Source organism: Streptomyces composti (assembly GCF_012034205.1).
In the GTDB taxonomy this organism is placed as follows: domain Bacteria; phylum Actinomycetota; class Actinomycetes; order Streptomycetales; family Streptomycetaceae; genus Streptomyces; species Streptomyces composti.
Window position 1 is genome coordinate 87,467 of record NZ_JAATEM010000023.1, and the last position, 22,010, is coordinate 109,476.

Below are 22,010 nucleotides of genomic sequence, written 5' to 3' on the forward strand. Positions count from 1 at the left end.
GATCCCGTGCGCGAAGCCCGTTCCCGGTCCGGTCGGATCAGCGATCGGCGCAGCTCACGCCGATCGGCACGCCCGGCCCCACCAGTCACCGGCGCACCCGCCCAGGCTCTCGCGCACCCGCTCAGCCCTCCTCCGCTGCCTCGCGCAGCCGCGCGAACTCCTCCGCCAGCGTCTGCGGCGTCCAGTGCGCGTTCAGCCCGCTGGGGTTGGGCAGCACCCACACCCGGGTGTCCCCGATGGCCCGCTCCTGCGGGCCCACCCGTGCCGCGGGGTCGCCGAAGGCCGCGCGGTACGCGGTGATCCCCACCACGGCGAGCCAGCGCGGGCGCAGCCGGGCCACCTTCGCGGCGAGTATGTGCCCGCCCTCCCGGTACTCCTCGGGGCTCAGCTCGTCGGCCCGGGCCGTGGCACGCGCCACCACATTGGTGATCCCGAGCCCGTACGACAGCAGTTCCCGCTGCTCCGACGGCTTCAGCTGACGCGGGGTGAAACCCGAGCGGTGCAGCGCGGGCCAGAAGCGGTTGCCGGGGCGGGCGAAGTGATGGCCCGTCGCGGCCGTCATCAGACCGGGGTTGATGCCGCAGAACAGCACCCGCAGGCCGTCCGCGACCACGTCCGGTACCAGCCGGTCGCGGGCGGCCTGAAGCTCCTCGCGGGTGAAGCGGGTCAGAGGATCGCCCCGGGGGTGTAGCCGGCCGCCTCCGGGTGCTGCTTGACGATCTCCTCGATCCGGGCGACGACGGTGGCGACCTGGTCGCCCGCGGCACCGGTGAAGGAGAGCTTGTCCGCCATCAGCGCCTCCAGCTCGTCGCGGCCGAGGGGCAGCCGCTCGTCGGCGGCGAGCTTGTCCAGCAGGTCGTTGCGCTCGGCGCCCTGCTCGCGCATCGCCAGGGCGGTGGCCACGGCGTTCTCCTTGATCGCCTCGTGCGCGACCTCACGCCCGACCCCCGCGCGCACCGCGCCCATCAGCACCTTGGTGGTGGCCAGGAACGGCAGGTAGCGGTCCAGCTCCCGCGCCACCACGGCAGGGAAGGCGCCGAACTCGTCGAGCACGGTCAGGAAGGTCTCCAGCAGACCGTCGAGCGCGAAGAACGCGTCCGGCAGCGCCACCCGGCGCACCACCGAGCAGGAGACGTCGCCCTCGTTCCACTGGTCGCCCGCCAGCTCGCCGGTCATCGAGGCGTAGCCGCGCAGAACGACCATCAGGCCGTTGACGCGCTCGCAGGAGCGGGTGTTCATCTTGTGCGGCATCGCGGAGGACCCGACCTGGCCGGGCTTGAAGCCCTCGGTGACCAGCTCGTGTCCGGCCATCAGCCGGATCGTCTTGGCCAGCGACGACGGGGCCGCGGCCAGCTGCACCAGCGCGGTGACCACCTCGTAGTCGAGGGACCGCGGGTAGACCTGGCCGACGGAGGTGAACGCCTCGGAGAAGCCCAGGTGCCCGGCGATCCGCCGCTCCAGCTCGGCCAGCTTCTCCGCGTCGCCGCCGAGCAGGTCCAGCATGTCCTGAGCGGTGCCGACCGGGCCCTTGATGCCGCGCAGCGGGTAGCGGTCCAGCAGCTCCTGGACCCGTCCGTGGGCCACCAGCAGTTCGTCGGCGGCGGTGGCGAAGCGCTTGCCGAGGGTGGTGGCCTGCGCGGCCACGTTGTGCGAGCGGCCCGCCATCACCAGCTCGCCGTACTCCCCGGCCAGCTTGCCCAGCCGGGCCAGCACGGCCACCGTACGGTCGCGCATCAGCTCCAGGGAGAGCCGGATCTGCAGCTGCTCCACGTTCTCGGTGAGGTCGCGCGAGGTCATGCCCTTGTGCACGTGCTCATGGCCGGCGAGGTCGTTGAACTCCTCGATCCGCGCCTTCACATCGTGCCGGGTGACCTTCTCGCGCTCGGCGATGGAGGCCAGGTCCACCTGGTCCAGGACGCGCTCGTAGTCGACGATCGCCGCGTCCGGCACCTCGATCCCGAGGTCCTTCTGGGCGCGCAGCACGGCGAGCCAGAGCTGCCGCTCCAGCTTCACCTTCTGCTCGGGCGACCAGAGCGTGGCGAGCTCGGCGGAGGCGTAGCGTCCGGCGAGGACATTGGGGATACGGGGCTTTGCGGGCGCAGCAGTCACGTGGAGCGATTCTACTGGCGATTCCTGCAGGTCCGCGCCACGGGCCCGCTTGGCGGAAGCTACAAGACGCCCTCGCCTCAGGCGACGCCCCGGAAACGGTGCCCCCGCAGGGGAGCGCCGGGGGCGCCGGCTACCGGGCGCCCGGGACCCGGTCGGCCTCGAAGGGCAGCAGTTCGGGGCGCTTGGGCGGCAGGCCGTCGCCCGAGGAGCGGCCGGTGAGGCGGCGGCCTATCCACGGCAGCAGATGGCGGCGGGCGAAGCGCACGTCCTCGATCCGCCGGGTCACCCAGCGGGGCGGCAGCGTCGCCTCCGGCGGCAGACGCCACCCGGGGTCCTCGGGCGGGTAGCCGAGGGTCTGCCAGACCGCCTCGGCGACCCGGCGGTGCCCCTCGGCGTTGAGATGCAGCCGGTCGGCGTCCCACAGCCGGGGATCGCCGAGTGCCGGCGCCCCGTACAGGTCGACGACCAGGGCGCCGTGCTTGTGCGCCAGCTCCTCGACGCACTCGAACAGCGCCTCCATGCGCGGCCGGAACCGCTCGAGCACCGGGCCCTGACGGCCCGGGCTGCGCATCAGCACCAGCTGACCGCAGCTCGGTGCCAGCCGCTCCACCGCCTCGGTCAGCAGAGCCCGCACCCGTCCCATGTCGCACTTGGGGCGCAGCGTGTCGTTCAGGCCGCCGACCAGGGTGACCACATCGGCCCGCATCGCCGCGGCGGCGTCCACCTGCTCGTCGACGATCTGCCGGATCAGCTTGCCGCGCACCGCGAGGTTGGCGTAGCGGAAGCCGGGGGTGACCGCGGCCATCCGGGCCGCCAGCAGGTCGGCCCAGCCCCGGTAGGTGCCGTCCGGCAGCAGGTCCGACATGCCCTCGGTGAAGGAGTCGCCGACGGCGACCAGGCTGGTGTGGGTGGGACGCGGCTGCGTCGTCTCGCTCGTCTCCATGACGGCACAGATGCTATCCCGTGCACATACCCGCCGGTCGGTCGGCTCCTCCCGCCCCGCTCCGCCGCCGGTGTCTCAGCCCTGCTCGGCCCGCTGCCCGAACAGCTCCTGCAGCACGTCCTCCATGGTCACCAGGCCCGCCAGCCGCCCGTCGGCGCCGATCACGGCCGCCAGATGGGTGCGGCTGCCGCGCATCGCGGTGAGCACGTCGTCCAGCGGGGTGCTCTCCCGCACCCGTGCGATCGGGCGCATGTCCCGCAGCCGGAACGGCAGGTCCCGGGGCGAGGCGTCCAGGGCGTCCTTCACATGCAGGTAGCCCACGATCCGGCGGCCGTCGTCGACCACGGGGAAGCGGGAGAACCCGGACTCGGCCGACAGCCGCTCCAGGCCCTCCGGGGTGACGCCCACGCTCGCGTAGACCACCCGCTCCAGCGGCAGCACCACGTCCCGCACCGGCCGGCGGCCCAGCTCCAGCGCGTCGTGCAGCCGCTCCTGCGCCCGGTCGTCGATCAGCCCGGCCTCGCCGGAGTCCTTCACGATCTGCGCCAGCTCGGCGTCCGAGAACGACGCCACCACCTCGTCCCGCACCTCGACCCGCAGCAGCCTGAGCAGGGCGTTGGCGAAGGCGTTGACGGTGAAGATCACCGGTCGCAGGCCCCGCGACAGCGCCACCAGCGGCGGGCCGAGCAGCAGCGCGCTGCGCACCGGCTCCGCGAGCGCGACGTTCTTCGGCACCATCTCGCCGAGCAGCATGTGCAGATACGTCGCCAGCGTCAGCGCGATCACGAACGACACCGCGTGGCCCGCGCCCGAGGGCACGCCCATCGCGTGGAACACCGGCTCCAGCAGATGCGCGATGGCCGGCTCGGCGACCACACCCAGCACCAGGGTGCACAGGGTGATGCCGAGCTGCGCCGCCGCCATCAGCGCGGACACGTGCTCGAGGCCCCACAGCACGCTCTTCGCGCGCCGGTCGCCCTGATCGGCGCGGGGCTCGATCTGGCTGCGGCGGACCGAGATCAGCGCGAACTCCGCGCCCACGAAGAAGGCGTTGACGACGAGCGTCGCCAGACCGATCAGCAGCTGTACGGCGGTCATCGCCGGGCCTCCTTGCCGTCCTCGGCGGTCTCGCCGTCCCGTGCGGCCTCCCGCTCGTCGTCGAGCGGCGCGTGCAGCAGGACGCGGGCGGCGCGCCGGCCCGTCGCGTCCACGACCTCCATCCGCCATCCGGCCACCGTCAGCGCGTCACCGACGGCGGGGATGCGCCCCAGATGTGTCGCCACCAGCCCGGCCAGCGTCTCGTACGGGCCCTCGGGGACGCGCAGACCCACCCGGGCGAGCTGGTCCATGCGCGCGGAGCCGTCGGCCGAGAACAGGGCGTGCCCCTCCTCGTCCGTGCCGGCCGGGGCCAGCTCGGGCGTCTCGTGCGGGTCGTGCTCGTCGCGGACCTCGCCGACGACCTCCTCCACGATGTCCTCGAGCGTGGCCACGCCCGCTGTGCCGCCGTACTCGTCGATCACCACGGCCATGGTGCGCCGGTCGGACAACCGGTCGAGCAGCCGGTCGACGGTCAGCGACTCCGGCACCAGCAGCGGCTCGCGCATCACCTCGGACACCGGTATGTGCGCCCTGCGCTCCGCGGGCACCGCGAGGACGTCCTTGATGTGCGCGGTGCCGACCACCGAGTCGAGGGTGTCGCGGTAGACGGGGAACCGGGACAGGCCGGTCGCCCTGGTCGCGTTGGCCACGTCCTCGCAGGTCGCATGCTCCTCGAGCGCCATCACCTGTACGCGCGGGGTCATCACGTTCTCCGCGGTGAGATCGGCCAGGTTCAGCGTGCGGACGAACAGCTCGGCGGTGTCCGCCTCCAGCGCACCCTCCCGGGCCGAGTGGCGGGCCAGCGCCGCCAGCTCCTGGGGGCTGCGGCCCGGCGCCAGCTCCTCGGCGGGCTCCAGGCCCATGCGGCGCACGATGCGGTTGGCGGTGTTGTTGAGGTGGGTGATGAAGGGGCGGAACGCGGCGCTGAACCAGCGCTGCGTATTGCCCACCCGCTTGGCGATCGCCAGCGGCGAGGAGATCGCCCAGTTCTTGGGCACCAGCTCGCCGACCACCATCAGGAACACCGTGGACAGGCCCGTGCCGACGACCAGCGCCACCGAGTGCGCCGTCGCCTCGGAGGCCCCGAGGTCCCGCATCGGGCCGGCGATGAGCGCGGCGATCGAGGGCTCGGCGAGCATGCCCACGATCAGATTGGTGACCGTGATGCCGAGCTGGGCGCCGGACAGCTGGAACGTCAGGTTCTTGACCGCCTCGAGCGCGCCGGCGGCGCCCCGCTCGCCGCGCTCCACCGCGCGTTCCAGCTCGGCGCGCTCGACCGTGGTGAGGGAGAACTCGGCCGCCACGAAGGCGCCACAGGCGAGGGAGAGCAGGATCGCCACCAGAAGGAGGAGCACTTCGGTCATCGGGTCACCTCCGTCCCATGGTCGGACAGGACGGGGACGACCGCGCGGTGTCTGCTACTGGGAGGCTCGCCCATGGGCGGAGCGCACCAACCTTTCCGAAGTGACCGGCCCCTTGTCTGCGACCGGTGAACCGAGTGACCCCTCAAGAGTAAAGGATCGGCAAAGGAGTCGGTCGCGGTGGTGGCTCATCCGCCGAGCGGCTTCACCCAGCGACGCCACTGCTCCTCCGGCTGGTACCCCGCCGCGGCCCACGCATGATGCGCCGTCTCGTTGCGCTGCAGCACCATCGCGTCCGCCCGGCGGCCCCCCAGCCGTGCGAACCGCTCCTCGGCCGCCGCGAGCAGCGCGGAGGCGATGCCCCGGCGCCGGCGGTCCGGATGCACCGCCAGCCGGTAGAGATGACAGCGCCAGCCGTCGAAGCCCGCGATCACCGTGCCGACCAGCTCTCCGTCCCGCTCGGCCAGCAGCAGCGCCTGCGGATCCCGCGCGACAAGACGCCCGACCCCCTCCCGGTCGTCGCTGATGCTGGTGCCCTCGGCGGCCGTCTTCCAGAAGGCCAGCACCTCGTCCAGATCCCCGGCCGTCGCGGCCCGTATCCGCAGCTCACTCATGCAGTGATCACAGCACGGAGCCCCGCGGCCGCCCGCACATTTCCACCATCCGGACACCGGCTCACTCGTGGGCGATCGCCGCCAGCACGTTCATCCGGGACGCCCGCAGCGCCGGCAGCAGCGCCGCGGCGATGCCCACCACGGCCGAGCCGACGACGACCGCCACGACCGTGCCCCACGGGATGGCCAGCGCGGTCATGCCTTCCAGCGCCAGCACCTGCTGCACGCACAGCCCCCACACCAGCCCCAGCGCCAGCCCCAGCACCGCGCCGAACACCGCGATCACCACCGACTCCAGGCGGATCATCCGCCGCAGCTGCCGCCGCGCCAGCCCGATCGCCCGCAGCAGCCCGATCTCCCGGGTGCGCTCCACCACCGACAGCGCCAGCGTGTTGACCACACCGAGCACCGCGATGATGATCGCCAGCCCCAGCAGGGCGTACACCAGGTACAGCAGCACGGCGATCTGATCGTGCACCAGCTCCTTGTAGTCGGCCTGGTCGCGCACCTGCACCTGCGGATACGCCTCCAGCGCCGCCTCCAGCCGCCGACGCAGCTCGTCCGGACCGGTGCCCTCGGCGGCGTTGACGTACAGCGCTGAGTCCTGCCCCTGCGGCACGTGCTCCTCCACCGCGGCGATGCCGAGGAACAGCCCGCCGGTCATCCCGAAGCCCTCGCCGCCCTCCATGTCGGTGAGCGCCGCGACCGTCAGCTCGGCCGATTTGCCGCCGGGGAACTCCACCGGGACCGTGCTGCCGACCCGCACCCGGTGCTCCTCGGCGAAGCCGGCGTCCATGGCGATGTGGCCGTCCGCCAGCGCGGCCGCCGTGTCCCCTTCCTCGTACGTCACGCGGGCGACGTCGTCGACCCGGTCGTCGTACCCCGCCGCCGTGGTCTCGATCCGCTTCCCGTCCGGCAGCCGTACGGCCACCGGAGCGAACCGCTGCCGGACCACCAGCCCCACACCCTCCGTCCCCCGCACCCGCTCGGTGACCTCCGCCGGGAACGGGATGAAGTGGGCGTTCTGGATCACGAAGTCCGCGCCGAGCGTCTTGTCGATCTGCTGGTCGACGGAGCGGGACATCGAGGCACTCGCCACCGACATCCCGCCGACCAGTGCCAGCCCCACCATCAGCGCGGCCGCGGTGGCCCCGGTCCGGCGCGGATTGCGCAGGGCGTTGCGCTGGCTCATCCGGCCCACCGAGCCGAACACCGCAGGGAAGGCGGCGCCCAGCACCCGGATCACCGGACGCACCAGCAGCGGCCCCGCGATCACCGTGGCGATCAGGGTGAGGACGACGCCCAGCCCCAGCAGCGAGGCCGCCGACGACGTCTCGGTCGCCGCCACGCAGCCCGCCAGCGCGGCAAGACCGAGCGCGCCCACCACGGAACCCGCCACCGCACGGGCCCGCAGCGGGCGCCCCACCCCGGCGATCTCGGCGTCGGCGAGCGCCGCCATCGGCGACACACCCGCCGCCCGCCGCGCCGGGAGATACGCCGCCACGAACGTGACACCGACGCCCACCACATACGCGGTGACCGGCGTGGCCCAGCCGATCACCATCTCCGTGGTCCTGAGATTCATGCCGAAGGCGCCCATCAGCCGGATCAGCCCGAAGGCCAGCCCGACACCCGCCGCCAGACCCAGCGTCGATCCCACCAGACCGAGCAGCACCGCCTCGGTGAGCACCGACCGCCGCACCTGCCGCCGGTCGGCCCCGATCGCCCGCAGCAGCCCCAGCTCCCGCGTGCGCTGCGCAATGAGCATCGAGAACGTGTTGACGATCAGGAAAACACCCACGAGCACCGCGATGCCGGCGAAGCCCAGCATCACGTACTTGATCACATCGAGGAACGAGCCGAGCTCCTCGGCCGCAGACCTGGCCATCTCGTCCGAGGTCTTCACCTCGTAGTCCCCGGCCCCCACCGCGGCGGCCACCCGCCGCTTCAGCTCGGCGTCGCTCACCCCCGGCGCCGCCTCCACCGACACGCTCGTCGCCTTGGCGGCGGAGCCCAGCAGCCGCTCCGCCGCCACCCTCGGCTCCAGGAACACCAGCGCGGCACCCGGATTGGTGGTGGTGAACGTGGCGATGCCCACCACCTCCACCCGGAAGGTGCCCGGCTGCGCCTGCACCGACAGCGTGTCGCCGATCTGCACGCCCCTCGCCTCGGCGGTGTCCGCGTCCAGCACCGCCTCGCCGTCACCGCGCGGCGCCCGTCCCGAGGTCAGCTCCACCACGCTGCGCTCGTCGGGGTACCAGTCGACGGCGAGGGTCGGCGCACCCCCCACCGGCTTCACCGGCTCGTCGTCCTCGTCCGTGACGGTGACGTTCCCGGCCTCGACATCCGGATGAGCCGCCTGCACCCCCTCGACCCCCGTCAGCCGCTCCGCGACCGAGGCCGGCAAGGTCTGCACCGCCCCTGTGGGCACCGAGGTCTCCAGATCCTCCTTCGGCAGGACCGTCACATCGGCGGAGGTGGAGGCGAACAGCCGGTCGAAGGTACGCGAGACGGTGTCCGAGAAGATCAGGCTGCCCGCGACGAACGCCACCGACAGCAGCACGGCCAGCGCGGACAGCACCAGCCGCCCCTTGTGGGCGAGGAAGCTCCTGAGCGTCGCCTTCAGCACCGCGTCAGTCCCTCTCGGGGTCCGACTGGGCCCGGATCACGTCGAAGCGCTTCATCCGCTCGAGGACCGCCTCCGCCGTGGGCCGCGGCATCTCGTCCACGATCCGCCCGTCCGCCAGGAACAGCACGAGATCGCTGTGCGCCGCCGCCCCCGGATCATGCGTGACCATCACCACCGTCTGGCCCAGCCCGTCCACCGCCTCCCGCAGAAAGCCGAGCACCTCCAGACCGGCCCGTGAGTCCAGATTTCCGGTCGGCTCGTCCGCGAAGATCAGCTCCGGCCGCGAGGCCAGCGCCCGCGCGCAGGCAACCCGCTGCTGCTGACCGCCGGACAGCTGCGCGGGGCGGTGCTTGAGCCGCTCCCGCAGGCCCAGCGTGTCGATCACCCGGTCCAGCCACTCCTGATCCGGCTTCTTGCCCGCGATGTCCATGGGCAGCGTGATGTTCTCCAGCGCGTTCAGTGTCGGAATCAGATTGAACGACTGGAACATGAACCCGACCCGGTCCCGGCGCAGCCGGGTCAGCTCACGGTCCTTCAGCCCGGTGATCTCGGTGTCCCCGAGCCACACCTGACCGGCCGAGACGGTGTCCAGCCCCGCCAGACAGTGCATCAGCGTCGACTTCCCCGACCCCGAGGGACCCATCACCGCGGTGAACCGCCCGCGGGCGATGTCCACGTCCACCGAGTCCAGGGCCAGCACGGTGGTCTCGCCCGAGCCGTACGCCTTGGTCAGACCGCGGGCCCGGGCCGCGATCCCGTCGGCCGGACCATGCTCCGCAGCAGGTGTGGACAAGGCCGCCTCCCAGGCAAGGACGTCAGCTGTCGCGCCCGAGGGTAAGTGACCCGCCCCGCAGCCGACATCCCCCGTGAGTGCGGCACCGCCTCCACCCCAGGAAGGGGACCGGGGACCCGGTGTAAGGGCCATCTACCCTCAGTCCGGCACCGGCCGCCACGCCGTCCCGGTCACACAGAACGACTGAGGCAGCGCCGGCCCCTTCTCGGGCATCATCATCCGCCGGTAGGGCCCCAGTTCGAACCCGGCCGCGCGCAGCGCCCCCACCGGATCCCTGGACAGATGACAGCCCCCGGCCAGGGGCGGCCACACCGTTGCGTCCATCGCCCGCTGGGTGAACCGCATGACCGTGCCGCCGCCGGCACCGTGCTCGAAGAAGCGCAGCTCGCCCCCGGGGCGCAGCACGCGCCGGATCTCCGCCAGGGCCCTCGGGACGTCCCGCACGCTGCACAGCACCAGGGACACCACGGCCGCGTCGAACGCCTCGCTCTTCACCGGCAGCGCCTCGGCGGCGCCGGGGGCGACGTCCACGGGCACCTGGGCGCGCAGGGCGGCGTCGACGGCGAGCCGGCGCAGGTGGCGCTCCGGTTCGATGGCGACGACCTCGGAGACGGTGCCGGGGTAGTGGGCGAAGTTCAGGCCGTTTCCGGCGCCGATCTCGATGACCCTGCCGGAGAGGCCGGTCAGGAGGCGCCGGCGGACGTCGGCCATGTGCATGCGGGTTTCGGCGGCGGTGCTGGCGCGGGCGTAGTAGCGGGCGAACAGGGGATGGTGCACGGCATCCCGCGGGGCCTTGGTGGATCCAGCTGACCGCAACGGCATCGGTACCTCCCCGGGAACGGGCCCTACCGCGATTCTCCCCCGCGGGGGGCGCTCGATGCGTCCTCGGTGCGTATCCGGTTGCGTGTCATCCGGCTCGGCCACGCCGCCGGCGGCTTCTCCGCCGGCAGGACACCCGGGGTGGAGGGCTCTCCGGCGCCGACGGGTCCCGCCGCGCCCACCCGCCCCATACTCCCGGCTACACCCGAGCGGGGGAGCCCCGTCGCCTCAGCGGCACGACTGCCCGAGCCGCAGCCGTGCCGCAGGCATCAGACAGCGACCCCCACCGGGCCGGCAGCCGCACGAGTGCGGAACGACTCCGCGTCCCAGGTGCCGTCGAGCCGGGGGGCCAGCCATTCCGGAGACCGGGCCCGGAAGGACGACGCGGGGAGGGAGGCCGCCCCCTCCGGCACGGCACCCAGCAGGGGGACACCGGTGACATCGGGGAGGTCCAGAAGGTTGCAGCGGGCCGCGAGGTCCGGATCGGCCGGCCAGCTGCCGACCACGAGCCCCGGCACCTCGAGCCCCCGCCGCTGCAGCTCACGTACCGTCAGTTCGCTCACATTCAGCGTCCCCAGTCCCGCCGACGTGACCACCAGCACCGGCGCCCCGAGCAACTCGGCCGCATCCGCCAGCGTGCCCCCCGCCGCATCGAACCGCACCAGCAGCCCACCCGCACCCTCGACCAGCACCAGATCGAACTCCGCCGCCAGCTTCGCCGCCCGCTCCGCCACGTCCTCCGGATGCACCGGCGCCCGCCCGGCCCGCCGTGCCGCCGTCGCCGGGGCCAGCGGCTCCGGGTACCGCGCCAGTTCCCCGGCCCGGACGCCGTCCCCCGCCAGCCGCGCGACCTCCTCCGCGTCCCCGGCCTCGCCCGGCCCCACCCCCGTCTGCGCGGCCTTCAGCACCGCCACCGACCGCCCGGCCGCAGCCACCGCCGTGGCCGCGACCGCCGCCGTGACGACCGTCTTGCCGACCTCGGTCCCGGTCCCCGTGATCACCAGTACCGGCATGTCATGTCACCCCGCCCTCGCCGCGGCGCACACCGCACGAGCGATGCGGGCGACATCGTCGTCGGCCGTGACATACGGCGGCATCGTGTAGATGAGATCCCGGAACGGCCGCAGCCACACCCCCTCGGCCACCGCGGCCCGCGTCGCCGCCGCCACGTCCACCTCGTGATCGAGCTGCACGACCCCGATCGCCCCGAGCACCCGCACATCGCGCACACCCGGCAGCCCCGCCGCCCCGGCGAGCCCGTCCCGCAGCCCCGCCTCGATCCGCTTGACCTCCGCGGCCCAGTCCTGCCCCAGCAGCAGCTCGATCGATGCACAGGCCACCGCCGCCGCCAGCGGATTGCCCATGAACGTCGGCCCGTGCGCCAGCACCGGCACCTCGCCCCGCGAGATGCCCTCGGCCACCCGCCGCGTGCACAGCGTCGCCGCCATGGTCAGGTAGCCGCCGGTCAGCGCCTTGCCCACGCACATCACATCCGGTGCCACAGCCGCGTGCCCGGCGGCGAACAACGCGCCCGTGCGCCCGAACCCGGTGGCGATCTCGTCGAACACCAGCAGCACGTCATGCGCGTCGCACACCTCGCGCAGCACCCGCAGATACGCGGGGGAGTGGAACCGCATGCCCCCCGCACCCTGCACCACCGGCTCCACGATCACCGCGGCCAGCTCTCCGGCGTGCCGCGCGACCGTCTCCCGCAGATGCTCGGCGTACCCCTCCTCGTACCCGGCGGGCGGCGCGTCCGCGAACACCTGCCGGGGCAGGGCGCCGGACCACAGCTCGTGCATCCCGCCCTCGGGGTCGCAGACCGACATCGGGTGCCAGGTGTCCCCGTGATAGCCGCCCCGCCAGGTCAGCAGCCGCCGTTTCCCGGGCCGCCCGAGGGAACGCCAGTACTGCAGGCACATCTTGATGGCGACCTCGACCGACACCGATCCGGAGTCGGCCAGGAACACATGCTCGAGGCCGTCGGGGGACATGTCGACAAGGAGCTTCGCCAGCCGCACGGCGGGCTCGTGGGTGAGCCCGCCGAACATCACATGGCTCATCCGCGCCAGCTGCTCACGGGCCGCCTCGTTCAGTACCGGGTGGTTGTAGCCGTGGATCGCCGACCACCAGGACGACATCCCGTCGACCAGCTCGCCCGAGCCGTCGGCGAGCCGCAGTCGCACCCCGTTGGCCGACTCCACGACCAGCGGCTCCCGCTGACCCGGCATCGGCCCGTACGGATGCCACACATGCCGCCGGTCCAGGTCCAGAACCTCGGAGAGGGACAGCTCAGGCATTGGGCGCGAGATCCGTCCCGGCACCCCGGCGCCGCACCGCGACGAGATCGGGCCGCGGCCCGGACACCGGCGCCGCCGCACCCTCCTCATGCGACCCGCACGTGTCACCGCCACCCGAGTCCGCGCCGCACACGCCGGCGTCCCCCGCATGCGACCCGCACACGCCCCCGCCGTCCGAGTCCGCCCCGCACGCGCCGCCCGAACGCACCGCCCGGTGCTCGGGCAGCGTCACCTCGTCGGCCCCCTCCACCTCGAACCCGGCGTCCGCGATCATCTCCAGGTCCGCCTTCCCCGCCTGCCCCTCACTGGTGAGGTAGTCCCCGAGGAAGATCGAGTTGGCCAGGTGCAGCGCCAGCGGCTGCATGGTCCGCAGATGCACCTCACGCCCGCCCGCGATCCGCACCTCCGCATCGGGGCACACGAACCGCACCATGGCCAGGATCCGCAGGCACCGCTGCGGCGTCAGGTTCCACTCCTTGGCCAGCGGCGTCCCCTCGAACGGGATGAGGAAGTTCACCGGGACCGAGTCGGGGTCGAGTTCGCGCAGCGAGAAGACCACGTCGACCAGGTCCTCGTCGCTCTCGCCCATGCCGGCGATCAGCCCGGAGCAGGCCGAGAGCCCCGCCGCGTGCGCCTTCTGCACGGTGGCCACCCGGTCCGCGTACGTGTGCGTGGTGGTGATGTCCGCGTACGTCGCCTCCGAGGTGTTGAGGTTGTGGTTGTAGGCGTCCGCTCCGGCCTCGCGCAGCCGCTCCGCCTGGCCGTCGGAGAGCAGGCCGAGGCAGGCGCACACCTCGACGCCCTCGTTCTGCTCCTTGATCGCCTTGATGGTGTCGGACACCCGCTCGACGTCCCGGTCGGTGGGGCCCCGCCCGGAGGCCACCAGGCACACCCGCTTGGCCCCGCCCGCGAGGCCCGCGGCGGCCACCTTGGACGCCTCGTCCGGCTTGAGCCAGGTGTACTTCAGGATCCCGGCCTGCGAGCCGAGCCGCTGGGAACAGTAGGAGCAGTCCTCGGGGCACAGGCCGGACTTGAGATTGACGAGGTAGTTGAGCTTCACCCGTCGCCCGAACCAGTGCCGGCGCACCTTTCCGGCCGCGGCCACCACGTCGAGCAGCTCGTCGTCGGTCGTCCGCAGGACGGCCAGCGCTTCCTCGCGGGTCGGCGTCTCGCGCCGAAGCCCCTTGTCCACCAGCGTGTTCAGCAGGTCCATGAGAGCCGATCCTGTCCTACCGGACGGTCCGAGGCCAAGGAGAGTTCGTACAACAGAGCCGGATGGCGGTGTGGGTATTGCCACACCGTGCCCCGCCCGGCCTGCCGCTAATGTCTGTGCACTGCCTACAAAAGCCCGGAGGACCCATGGCGTTCGGCTGGATCGACGAGCAGGCGCGGCTGCGCCGCCGCGACGGACTCGTACGGACGCTGCGGCCGCGCGCCGCCGATACGGCGCTGCTCGACCTGGCGAGCAACGACTACCTGGGGCTGGCCCGCCACCCGGAGGTCGTCGAGGGGGCCGCGCGGGCCGCGCGGACCTGGGGAGGGGGCGCCACCGGCTCCCGGCTGGTCACCGGCAGCACCGAGCTGCACGCCGAGCTGGAGGAAGAGCTGGCGGAATTCTGCGGCTTCGAGGCCGCCCTGGTCTTCTCCTCCGGGTACGCGGCCAACCTGGCCGCGGTCACCGCGCTGGCCCCGCACGGCTCGCTGATCGTCTCCGACGCGGGCAACCACGCCTCCCTGATCGACGGCTGCCGGCTGGCGCGGGGCAGCACCCAGGTCGCGGCGCACGCCGACCCCGACGCGGTGGGCAAGGCCCTGTCCGGGCACGACGGACCGGCCATCGCCGTGTCGGACACGGTCTTCTCGGTGGACGGCGACGCGGCGCCCCTCGCCGCGCTCGCCGCGGCCTGCCGGGAGTACGGCGCGGGCCTGGTGGTGGACGACGCGCACGGTCTGGGCGTGCTGGGCCGCGACGGGCGCGGTGCCCCGCACGCGGCGGGCCTGGCCGGCGCGGACGACGTGGTGGCGACGGTGACGCTGTCCAAGTCGCTGGGCAGTCAGGGCGGCGCCGTGCTGGGCCCCGCCCGGGTCATCGGGCATCTGGTCAACGCGGCCCGGACGTTCATCTTCGACACGGGGCTCGCCCCCGCGGCCGCGGGCGCGGCCCTGGCCGCGCTGCGGCTGCTGCGCCGCGAGCCGGAACGGGCGGCGCGCGCGGGCGCCGTGGCGCGGGAGCTGCACTCCCGGCTGACGGCGCTGGGCCTGGAGGCGGTGCGCCCCGACGCCGCGGTGGTGTCGGTGCGCGCTCCGTCCCCGGAGCAGGCCGTACAGTGGGCGGCCGACTGCCGGGCGGCCGGTCTGTCCGTGGGCTGTTTCCGTCCTCCTTCCGTGCCCGACGGCATCTCCCGGCTCAGACTGACCGCCCGCGCCGACCTCTCCGGGGCGGAGATCGATCGCGCTGTACAGGTGATCGGCGAGACGCGACCGTGAGTCGGCGTGGCACGGCCGTGCGTCGTCCGATGCGGGGGACCGGTGGCGTCGGCCACCAGGTCGCGGATCTCGGCGGATCGGCTGGTCCCGGAGGATCAGCGGACCAGCGGGATCAACTGACGGAGGTCAGGAACCGCGCCCAGCTCTCACGGGAGAAGAGCAGTGCGGGTCCGGCCGGATCCTTGGAGTCGCGCACGGCGAGCAGTCCGGCGGCCGGTGCGGCCGTCTCGACGCAGTTGTTCGCGCCCGTGCTGTAGCTGCTGCGCAGCCACCGCACGCCGTGCAGTTCCGTGCTGGTGGAGAGGGAGGGAACGGTCCGAGGCGGTGCAGGCATCGTGCCTCCTTACACGCCGGCAGCTGTCCCGGCGATGAAATCCAACGAGTCCTCGGGCGAAAGGGCGTGGATGGAAAGGGCGTTGAAGGCCTCCGTGTACGCCCTGAGGTCTTCTTTCCGCTCCAGATAGAGGCTACTCGTCAAGTGGTCGAGAACAACCACGTCCAGATCAGAAGTGCGCGAAAACGAAAAGATGACGAAAGGGCCGGTGACGCCGATGTGCGCCCCGGCCGAGAACGGCAGCACCTGCAGCCTGACATGGGGCAACCGGGCCGCCTCGATCAGCCGTTGCCGCTGACGGGCCATCACCCCGGGGCCGCCCACCTCCCGGCGCAGCACCGCCTCGTCCAGTACGGCACTCAGCTCCAGCGGGGGATCGGCGCGCAGCACGTCCTGCCGGGCGAGCCGCACCTCCACCAGCGCGTCCAGCCGCTCCTCCGAGGCCCCTTCCAGGGCGGCGGCGGTGACCGCCCGCGCGTACTCCGGCGTCTGCAGCAGCCCGGGGACCACGGTGGTCTCCAGGGTGCGCATGGCGCTCGCCTGTGACTCCAGGCTGATGAAGTCCCGGTAGGTCGGCGGCAGTACGCCCCGGTAGGCCTGCCACCAGTGATGCCGGCCACCGCCGTCGCCGGAGCCGGCCAGCACCAGCAGCAGCTGGCGCAGCTGCGGATCGGACACACCGTAGGTGTCGAGCAGTAACCGGACGTCGGCCGGTTTCACTCCGCTCGTCCCGGTCTCGATCCGGCTCACCTTCGACTGGTGCCAGCCCACCAGCCGTGCCGCCTCGCCACTGGTGAGCCCCGCCGAGGTACGCAGCGCGCGCAGTTCGGCGCCCAGCTTGCGGCGGCGCACCGCGGGACCGTGCTGCATGGGCCTCCCCTTACTCCCTAGAGGCCGCCCAAATACGGTCTCCCGTCGTAGAGTTCACCGCTTTGGGCGACAGATATATGCATATCCCGGTGGATCGCTGCCCCGCGCCGTGCGGTGATGGCACTCTGGCGACGAAGCACCAGTGCGGGACCGTACTCGAACCATCCGCTCCGTGTCGGACTGCGGTCCCGTGGAAAGGGACGACGTCGCCATGGCAGACCATCTGGAAGCATCCGTCACTCTGCCGAGCGATCCAGCCTCGGTCGCCGCGGCCCGCACCCATGTGGTGGGCACGCTGGCGGAATGGGGCATGCCCGAGGACACGGAAGTGTCGGACACGGTGCGGCTGATCGTCTCCGAACTGGCCACCAACGCCGTGCAGCACACCTTCGGGCAGTCGCCCACGTTCACGGTGCGACTGGTCCTCGACCGGGACGAGCGGCTGAGCATCGGGGTGACGGACTCTCACCCCCGGTTGCCCAAGCGGCTGCCGGCGGCGGTCCAGCAGGACAACGGCCGCGGCCTGGTCATCATCCGCTGGCTGACCGCGGAGTGCGGCGGCCGGCTGCGGGTGCGCCGCACCAGGGAGGGCGGCAAGACCGTGCTGGTGGAACTGCCGTGGACCGCCGCCCCCGCGGAGCCGGTCGCCACGACGGGTCAGCCCGAGCCCTGAAGGGGGAGTGGGGAAGGGGAAAGCAGCGCGGCGACGCGTTCCCGCGCCGCCGCACTGGTGATCACTTGACCCGGCCGTAATAGACGCTGCTGGTCCAGATCTTCTGCAGTCGCACGACGTCCCCGGTCTTGGGGGCGTGCCAGATCTTGCCCTTGCCCGCGTAGATGCCGACGTGGTAAATGCTGCGGCCCGAGTGGAAGAACACCAGGTCTCCCGCCTTGCGCTTGGAGGCGGAGATGTGGCGCGTCTGGTTGTACTGCTGGGCCGCGGTGCGCGGCAGCTTCTTGCCGGCCTTCTTGAACGAGTACAGGGTGAGCCCGGAGCAGTCGAATCGGTAGGGCCCGGCGGCTCCCCACTGGTAGGGCGCGCCCTTCTTGGAGGCCGCGACCTTCAGGGCCTTGGTGCCCAGGCTCGCGGCGGCCGCCTCCGAGGCGGCGCCGGGGATCGCAATGGTGCCGCCCACGGCGGCGAGGGTGAGGGCCGAGGCCGTACCGGCCCGGGCCATCAGAGACGGGACACGATTGAGCGCAGTCATGCGCAACCCTTCGTCAGCCGCCTGTGAAGGATGACCTGTCGGATTCGGGCTGGCGAAGTGGCCCGGCCGCACACGGTGCGGCTTCACCCCAAGGGCTGCTCGGAACCTCGCGGTTCCGGCGACCCGTCGTGCTTGGGTCCTCCACTCCTGCCGATCCACTTCCTGTCGACCGGGCATCCGGGCGGCGGCAGGACTCGGCGTCCGCCCGGATCGCCCCGCCGCTGCGGCGGGGTCTTGTCGTCAGTCACGGATCTTGACCCATGGCCCGCCCGATTTCCCAACGGAACCGGGGATTTGTGTTGTTACTCACCACTCACCCGTTCGGGTGGACATGCGTGCGGACGGGGGCCGGTCCGGGGCGTCGACGCGCCCCGGACCAGCGGCGGAATATTCCGTTCCGCACTCCGTCCGCGCCTCGGGCGCAACTTCGGAACTCCGCAAACTCCTGGTTTTCCTACGCCGGATGGGGGTACGCCGTTTGGTCCGTTTCAACTCCGGCTGAAGGCGTCGGCGTCGGCCTGAACGTGCAGGTGCCGGCCGCGGGTGCGCAGGTTCCGGCCGCGGACGCCGGATCCGTGCGCCCCGCCGCTGTCAGCTCGTGGACAGCGGCGGCAAGGTCACGCGTGCGGTGCGGCGTTCACCGTCCAGCACCCGCAGCGCGCGGGCCAGAGTGGCGGAGTGCAGCTCGGTCTCGCCGCGCCGGTGCATCAGCGCCAGGGCGTCGCGCAGCGCGACGGCCTTGCCCACCAGGGCCTGGGCGGCCCGCAGTCCGCGGTAGGTCTCGTCCGTCTGCGCCGGGTTGATCCGGCCCAGCAGATCCACGACTTCGAGGTAACGGTCGATCAACTCCGCCTCGGCGCGGGTCAGCGCGGGCAGCGGGGGCAGTTCGGGTGGCAGCATCGGCGGCTCACCTCGTGCCGGGGCGCGCGCCCTTGCGGCTGGGCACGATGCGGTCCGCGAGGCCGTAGTCCACCGCCGCCCGTGCGTCGAGCACGGTGTCCCGCTCCGTGTCGGAGCGGACCTGCTCCGCGCTGCGCCCCGTGTGCCGGACCAGGATCTCCTCCATGCGGGCCCGGACGCGGTTCAGTTCCCCGGCCTGGATGGCCAGATCGCTGGCCTGTCCCTCCACCGGCCCGGCGAAGGCCGGCTGACGCAGCACCATGCGCGCCCCGGGCAGTACGTACCGCTTGCCCGGCGTCCCGGCGGCCAGCAGCAGCGCCGCGGCACCCTCCGCCTGCCCGAGGCAGATCGTCTCCACGTCGCAGTTCACGTACTGCATCGTGTCGTAGACCGCCGACATGGCGTGGAACGAGCCGCCGGGGGAGTTGATGTACAGCGAGATGTCCCGGTCGGGCGCCTGGTGCTCGAGGTACATGAACTGGGCCATCACGTCGTTGGCGGAGGTCTCGTCGACGGGGGTCCCCAGGAGGACGATCCGCTCCTCCATGAGCTTCGAGTAGGGATCACTGGTCCGCTGCCCCGTCGCCGTGCGTTCGGTGAACTCGGGCAGGACGTGACGGGCGTACGGCCGGTCCATGGGTACCCCTCCTCGGGTGGGAACGCGTCGCTGCGGTCTCTGTAAAAAATGTACAGGATGTACGTGACGTTATGATGGGGTCATGGCTTACGAGATTCCGGTGACCCAGGCCAGGGCCGAGCTCGCCGACCTGATCAACCGCGTGGTCTACGGCGGGGAGCGGGTCGTCGTCACCCGGCACGGAAAGCCCCTCGTCGCCCTCGTCTCCGCCGATGACCTGCGACGACTGGAGGAGCTCGAGCAGCTCCAGGAGCCGGCGACCGCCACCGGGGAACCGGTGATCAGCGCCGTGTCGACCGTCCGCGAGATCTCCCCGGCGTCCGCAGCGGACGAACGCCGTCGCTTCGGCATCGCTGCCGAACACCGAGGGCCGGCCCCCTCCTGACTCCGGCCGGGCGGCGCGCCCGCTGCCCGCGACTGCCCGGCCCCGCCGGGCCCCGCTGCACGGTTAACGCGCTCGAAACGCCGTCGCACTAGCCTCCCCCTCCACGCCACCAGGGACGTCGCCCCGTGGCACGGGCCGCCGGGCCGCGACCGGTCCGCAGCGAGAAGTGTGAGGTGGGACGCCGTGCAACTGACGCCGCACGAGCAGGAGAGGCTGCTGATCCATGTGGCGGCCGATGTGGCCGCCCAGCGCCGGGCACGCGGACTGAGACTGAACCACCCCGAGGCGGTCGCCCTGATCACCTCGCACATCCTCGAGGGCGCCCGCGACGGCCGGACCGTCGCCGAACTCATGGCCTCCGGACGCACCCTGCTCACCAGGGACGACGTGATGGAGGGCGTCCCGGAGATGATCCACGAGGTGCAGGTCGAGGCCACGTTCCCGGACGGCACCAAGCTCGTCACCGTCCACGAGCCGATCGTCTGAGGGGGGCCGCCGTGATTCCCGGAGAGATCCTCTACGCCGAGGACCCGATCGCATACAACGAGGGCCGCGAGGTCACCCGCCTCACCGTCCTCAACACCGCCGACCGCCCCGTCCAGGTCGGTTCCCACTACCACTTCGCCGAGGCCAATCCCGGCCTGGACTTCGACCGTGCGGCGGCCCGGGGCAAACGGCTCCACATCGCCGCCGGGACCGCCGTGCGCTTCGAGCCCGGCATCCCCGTCGAGGTGTCGCTCGTGCCGCTCGCCGGAGCCCGGGTGGTGCCCGGACTGCGCGGGGAGACCGGAGGTGCCCTCGATGCCTGAGCTCTCCCGCGCCGCCTACGCCGACCTGTTCGGCCCCACCACCGGAGACCGCATCCGGCTCGCCGACACCGATCTGCTCGTGGAGATCGAGGAGGACCGCTCCGGCGGGCCCGGACGCGCCGGGGACGAGGCCGTGTTCGGCGGCGGCAAGGTCATCCGCGAGTCCATGGGCCAGTCCCGCGCCGCCCGCGCGGACGGCACCCCCGACACCGTGATCACCGGCGCGGTGATCGTCGACCACTGGGGTGTGGTCAAGGCCGACGTCGGTATCCGCGACGGCAGGATCACCGGCATCGGCAAGGCGGGCAATCCCGACACCATGGACGGCGTCCATCCGGACCTCGTCATCGGCCCCGAGACCGAGATCATCGCCGGCAACGGGCGGGTCCTCACGGCCGGCGCCGTCGACGCCCATGTGCACTTCATCTGCCCGCAGCTCGCCGACGAGGCGCTCGCGTCGGGCATCACCACCCTGGTCGGCGGCGGCACCGGGCCCGCCGAGGGCACCAAGGCGACCACCGTCACCCCCGGACCCTGGCACCTGGCCCGGATGCTGGAGGCGATGGAGGCCCACCCGCTCAACATCGGCCTGCTCGGCAAGGGCAACACCGTGTCCCACGAGGCGCTGCTCTCCCAGATCCGGGGCGGCGCCGTGGGCCTGAAGCTGCACGAGGACTGGGGCTCGACCCCGGCGGTCATCGACGCGGCGCTCACCGTCGCCGACCGCACCGGCGTCCAGGTCGCCATCCACACGGACACCCTCAACGAGGCCGGGTTCGTGGGCGACACGCTCGCCGCGATCGCCGGACGCGGCATCCACGCCTACCACTCCGAGGGCGCGGGCGGCGGCCACGCGCCCGACATCATGACCGTGGTCGGCGAGCCCAACGTGCTGCCCAGCTCGACCAACCCGACCCGGCCGTTCACCGTCAACACCGCCGAGGAGCACCTCGACATGCTGATGGTGTGCCACCACCTCAATCCGGCGGTGCCCGAGGACCTCGCCTTCGCCGAGTCCCGCATCCGGCCGTCCACCATCGGGGCCGAGGACATCCTGCACGACCTGGGCGCGATCTCCGTCATCTCCTCCGACTCCCAGGCCATGGGGCGCGTCGGCGAGGTGATCCTGCGGACCTGGCAGACCGCCCATGTGATGAAGCGGCGCCGCGGAGCACTGCCCGGGGACGGGCGCGCGGACAACCACCGGGTGCGTCGCTATGTCGCCAAATACACCATCAACCCCGCGCTCGCCCAGGGTCTGGCCCGCGAGATCGGCTCCGTGGAGAGCGGCAAGCTCGCCGATCTGGTGCTGTGGGACCCGGCGTTCTTCGGCGTGAAGCCCCTCCTGGTCCTCAAGGGCGGCCAGATCGCCTACGCGCAGATGGGCGACGCCAACGCCTCCGTCCCCACCCCGCAGCCGGTCCTGCCGCGCCCGATGTACGGGGCGACCGGTCGGGCGCCCGCCGCCAACTCGGTCAACTTCGTCGCCCCGGCGGCCATCGAGGACGGGCTGCCGGAACGCCTGGCGCTCGGCAAGAGGTTCGTCGCGATCGAGTCCACGCGCCGGGTCACCAAGGCCGGCATGCGGGAGAACGACGCCCTGCCCGAGGTGCGCATCGACCCGGACAGCTTCGCGGTGCACATCGACGGCGAGCTGGTCGAGGCGACCCCGGCGGCGGAACTGCCCATGGCCCAGCGCTACTTCCTGTTCTGA

At 72.4% G+C, this 22,010-nt stretch carries 23 protein-coding genes and 1 riboswitch; of the genes, 6 read left to right on the plus strand and 17 right to left on the minus strand.

All coding sequences use genetic code 11. The annotated features are described in order from the left end of the window. Nucleotides 1-121 precede the first annotated feature (121 nt). The 12 genes from mug to bioB form a co-directional block, all read right to left on the minus strand. Nucleotides 122-670, minus strand: a complete 549-nt coding sequence (mug, locus tag HCJ93_RS19705) for a G/U mismatch-specific DNA glycosylase (RefSeq protein WP_167997100.1) — start codon at nucleotides 668-670, stop codon at nucleotides 122-124. Then, nucleotides 667-2,109, minus strand: a complete 1,443-nt coding sequence (gene purB / locus HCJ93_RS19710) for an adenylosuccinate lyase (protein ID WP_167997058.1) — start codon at nucleotides 2,107-2,109, stop codon at nucleotides 667-669. The genes mug and purB overlap by 4 nt, the downstream gene beginning before the upstream one ends. 130 nt (nucleotides 2,110-2,239) lie before the next feature. Beyond that, complete coding sequence (locus HCJ93_RS19715; RefSeq protein WP_167997059.1) at nucleotides 2,240-3,052, minus strand: SGNH/GDSL hydrolase family protein; 813 nt, start codon at nucleotides 3,050-3,052, stop codon at nucleotides 2,240-2,242. A gap of 75 nt (nucleotides 3,053-3,127) precedes the next feature. After that, entirely contained in the window at nucleotides 3,128-4,150 is a 1,023-nt protein-coding gene (locus HCJ93_RS19720; protein ID WP_167997060.1) for a hemolysin family protein, read from the minus strand. Beyond that, nucleotides 4,147-5,514 carry a hemolysin family protein gene (locus tag HCJ93_RS19725; protein ID WP_167997061.1) on the minus strand — a complete coding sequence of 456 codons (1,368 nt, stop codon included), beginning with the start codon at nucleotides 5,512-5,514 and terminating at the stop codon, nucleotides 4,147-4,149. The genes HCJ93_RS19720 and HCJ93_RS19725 overlap by 4 nt, the downstream gene beginning before the upstream one ends. 185 nt (nucleotides 5,515-5,699) lie before the next feature. Further along, nucleotides 5,700-6,125, minus strand: a complete 426-nt coding sequence (locus tag HCJ93_RS19730) for a GNAT family N-acetyltransferase (protein WP_167997062.1) — start codon at nucleotides 6,123-6,125, stop codon at nucleotides 5,700-5,702. A 61-nt stretch (nucleotides 6,126-6,186) separates the two neighbouring features. Beyond that, the gene (locus HCJ93_RS19735; protein ID WP_167997063.1) at nucleotides 6,187-8,754 is read right to left on the minus strand and encodes an ABC transporter permease; all 2,568 of its coding nucleotides are present in this window, start codon (nucleotides 8,752-8,754) and stop codon (nucleotides 6,187-6,189) included. A gap of 4 nt (nucleotides 8,755-8,758) precedes the next feature. Next, nucleotides 8,759-9,547, minus strand: a complete 789-nt coding sequence (locus HCJ93_RS19740; protein WP_167997064.1) for an ABC transporter ATP-binding protein — start codon at nucleotides 9,545-9,547, stop codon at nucleotides 8,759-8,761. Between the two features lie 138 nt (nucleotides 9,548-9,685). Then, complete coding sequence (locus HCJ93_RS19745) at nucleotides 9,686-10,369, minus strand: class I SAM-dependent methyltransferase (protein WP_167997065.1); 684 nt, start codon at nucleotides 10,367-10,369, stop codon at nucleotides 9,686-9,688. 266 nt (nucleotides 10,370-10,635) lie between these two features. After that, nucleotides 10,636-11,379: a dethiobiotin synthase gene (bioD, locus tag HCJ93_RS19750; protein ID WP_167997066.1), complete on the minus strand. Its 744-nt coding sequence runs from the start codon at nucleotides 11,377-11,379 to the stop codon at nucleotides 10,636-10,638. A 6-nt stretch (nucleotides 11,380-11,385) separates the two neighbouring features. Continuing rightward, nucleotides 11,386-12,666, minus strand: coding sequence for an adenosylmethionine--8-amino-7-oxononanoate transaminase (locus HCJ93_RS19755; RefSeq protein WP_167997067.1), 1,281 nt, complete (start codon nucleotides 12,664-12,666; stop codon nucleotides 11,386-11,388). Next, entirely contained in the window at nucleotides 12,659-13,879 is a 1,221-nt protein-coding gene (bioB, locus tag HCJ93_RS19760) for a biotin synthase BioB (protein WP_167997068.1), read from the minus strand. Before bioB ends, HCJ93_RS19755 begins: the two co-directional genes overlap by 8 nt. A gap of 146 nt (nucleotides 13,880-14,025) precedes the next feature. Between bioB and HCJ93_RS19765 the strand changes: the two genes are divergently transcribed. Then, entirely contained in the window at nucleotides 14,026-15,153 is a 1,128-nt protein-coding gene (locus HCJ93_RS19765) for an 8-amino-7-oxononanoate synthase (protein WP_167997069.1), read from the plus strand. A gap of 112 nt (nucleotides 15,154-15,265) precedes the next feature. Here HCJ93_RS19765 and HCJ93_RS19770 read toward each other — a convergent pair whose 3' ends face one another. Next, the gene (locus HCJ93_RS19770; protein ID WP_167997070.1) at nucleotides 15,266-15,487 is read right to left on the minus strand and encodes a DUF397 domain-containing protein; all 222 of its coding nucleotides are present in this window, start codon (nucleotides 15,485-15,487) and stop codon (nucleotides 15,266-15,268) included. Between the two features lie 9 nt (nucleotides 15,488-15,496). Next, nucleotides 15,497-16,357, minus strand: a complete 861-nt coding sequence (locus tag HCJ93_RS19775) for a helix-turn-helix domain-containing protein (RefSeq protein WP_167997071.1) — start codon at nucleotides 16,355-16,357, stop codon at nucleotides 15,497-15,499. Nucleotides 16,358-16,568: 211 nt separating this feature from the next. On the opposite strand from HCJ93_RS19775, the gene HCJ93_RS19780 reads away from it, so the two are divergent. Further along, complete coding sequence (locus HCJ93_RS19780; protein ID WP_167997072.1) at nucleotides 16,569-17,030, plus strand: ATP-binding protein; 462 nt, start codon at nucleotides 16,569-16,571, stop codon at nucleotides 17,028-17,030. 61 nt (nucleotides 17,031-17,091) lie between these two features. On the opposite strand, the gene HCJ93_RS19785 is transcribed toward HCJ93_RS19780, so the two are convergent. The 3 genes from HCJ93_RS19785 to HCJ93_RS19795 form a co-directional block, all read right to left on the minus strand. Then, nucleotides 17,092-17,565 (minus strand): C40 family peptidase, encoded by a 474-nt coding sequence (locus HCJ93_RS19785; protein ID WP_167997073.1) that lies wholly within the window; start codon nucleotides 17,563-17,565, stop codon nucleotides 17,092-17,094. Between the two features lie 3 nt (nucleotides 17,566-17,568). Then, nucleotides 17,569-17,751, minus strand: a riboswitch (cyclic di-AMP (ydaO/yuaA leader). A 405-nt stretch (nucleotides 17,752-18,156) separates the two neighbouring features. Beyond that, a complete protein-coding gene (locus tag HCJ93_RS19790; protein ID WP_167997074.1) occupies nucleotides 18,157-18,465 on the minus strand; it encodes a hypothetical protein in 309 nt (102 codons plus the stop codon). 7 nt (nucleotides 18,466-18,472) lie between these two features. Beyond that, nucleotides 18,473-19,102 (minus strand): ATP-dependent Clp protease proteolytic subunit, encoded by a 630-nt coding sequence (locus HCJ93_RS19795; protein ID WP_167997075.1) that lies wholly within the window; start codon nucleotides 19,100-19,102, stop codon nucleotides 18,473-18,475. Nucleotides 19,103-19,184: 82 nt separating this feature from the next. Between HCJ93_RS19795 and HCJ93_RS19800 the strand changes: the two genes are divergently transcribed. The 4 genes from HCJ93_RS19800 to HCJ93_RS19815 all read left to right on the plus strand — a co-directional run bounded on the left by HCJ93_RS19800 (nucleotide 19,185) and on the right by HCJ93_RS19815 (nucleotide 22,010). Continuing rightward, nucleotides 19,185-19,487 carry a type II toxin-antitoxin system Phd/YefM family antitoxin gene (locus HCJ93_RS19800; RefSeq protein ID WP_167997076.1) on the plus strand — a complete coding sequence of 101 codons (303 nt, stop codon included), beginning with the start codon at nucleotides 19,185-19,187 and terminating at the stop codon, nucleotides 19,485-19,487. A gap of 183 nt (nucleotides 19,488-19,670) precedes the next feature. Then, nucleotides 19,671-19,973 (plus strand): urease subunit gamma, encoded by a 303-nt coding sequence (locus tag HCJ93_RS19805; RefSeq protein ID WP_167997077.1) that lies wholly within the window; start codon nucleotides 19,671-19,673, stop codon nucleotides 19,971-19,973. An 11-nt stretch (nucleotides 19,974-19,984) separates the two neighbouring features. Beyond that, nucleotides 19,985-20,296: an urease subunit beta gene (locus HCJ93_RS19810; RefSeq protein WP_167997078.1), complete on the plus strand. Its 312-nt coding sequence runs from the start codon at nucleotides 19,985-19,987 to the stop codon at nucleotides 20,294-20,296. Beyond that, nucleotides 20,289-22,010 (plus strand): urease subunit alpha, encoded by a 1,722-nt coding sequence (locus HCJ93_RS19815; protein ID WP_167997079.1) that lies wholly within the window; start codon nucleotides 20,289-20,291, stop codon nucleotides 22,008-22,010. The genes HCJ93_RS19810 and HCJ93_RS19815 overlap by 8 nt, the downstream gene beginning before the upstream one ends.

Coding starts and splice junctions, on each gene's coding strand:
- bioD (WP_167997066.1), bottom strand. CDS start 11,379: ATGCCGGTACTGGTGATCACGGGGACCGGGACCGAGGTCGGCAAGACG.
- HCJ93_RS19780 (WP_167997072.1), top strand. CDS start 16,569: ATGGCAGACCATCTGGAAGCATCCGTCACTCTGCCGAGCGATCCAGCC.
- HCJ93_RS19770 (WP_167997070.1), bottom strand. CDS start 15,487: ATGCCTGCACCGCCTCGGACCGTTCCCTCCCTCTCCACCAGCACGGAA.
- HCJ93_RS19775 (WP_167997071.1), bottom strand. CDS start 16,357: ATGCAGCACGGTCCCGCGGTGCGCCGCCGCAAGCTGGGCGCCGAACTG.
- HCJ93_RS19785 (WP_167997073.1), bottom strand. CDS start 17,565: ATGACTGCGCTCAATCGTGTCCCGTCTCTGATGGCCCGGGCCGGTACG.
- HCJ93_RS19790 (WP_167997074.1), bottom strand. CDS start 18,465: ATGCTGCCACCCGAACTGCCCCCGCTGCCCGCGCTGACCCGCGCCGAG.
- HCJ93_RS19745 (WP_167997065.1), bottom strand. CDS start 10,369: ATGCCGTTGCGGTCAGCTGGATCCACCAAGGCCCCGCGGGATGCCGTG.
- HCJ93_RS19795 (WP_167997075.1), bottom strand. CDS start 19,102: ATGGACCGGCCGTACGCCCGTCACGTCCTGCCCGAGTTCACCGAACGC.
- HCJ93_RS19815 (WP_167997079.1), top strand. CDS start 20,289: ATGCCTGAGCTCTCCCGCGCCGCCTACGCCGACCTGTTCGGCCCCACC.
- HCJ93_RS19720 (WP_167997060.1), bottom strand. CDS start 4,150: ATGACCGCCGTACAGCTGCTGATCGGTCTGGCGACGCTCGTCGTCAAC.
- bioB (WP_167997068.1), bottom strand. CDS start 13,879: ATGGACCTGCTGAACACGCTGGTGGACAAGGGGCTTCGGCGCGAGACG.
- HCJ93_RS19800 (WP_167997076.1), top strand. CDS start 19,185: ATGGCTTACGAGATTCCGGTGACCCAGGCCAGGGCCGAGCTCGCCGAC.
- HCJ93_RS19755 (WP_167997067.1), bottom strand. CDS start 12,666: ATGCCTGAGCTGTCCCTCTCCGAGGTTCTGGACCTGGACCGGCGGCAT.
- HCJ93_RS19725 (WP_167997061.1), bottom strand. CDS start 5,514: ATGACCGAAGTGCTCCTCCTTCTGGTGGCGATCCTGCTCTCCCTCGCC.
- HCJ93_RS19715 (WP_167997059.1), bottom strand. CDS start 3,052: ATGGAGACGAGCGAGACGACGCAGCCGCGTCCCACCCACACCAGCCTG.
- HCJ93_RS19765 (WP_167997069.1), top strand. CDS start 14,026: ATGGCGTTCGGCTGGATCGACGAGCAGGCGCGGCTGCGCCGCCGCGAC.
- HCJ93_RS19730 (WP_167997062.1), bottom strand. CDS start 6,125: ATGAGTGAGCTGCGGATACGGGCCGCGACGGCCGGGGATCTGGACGAG.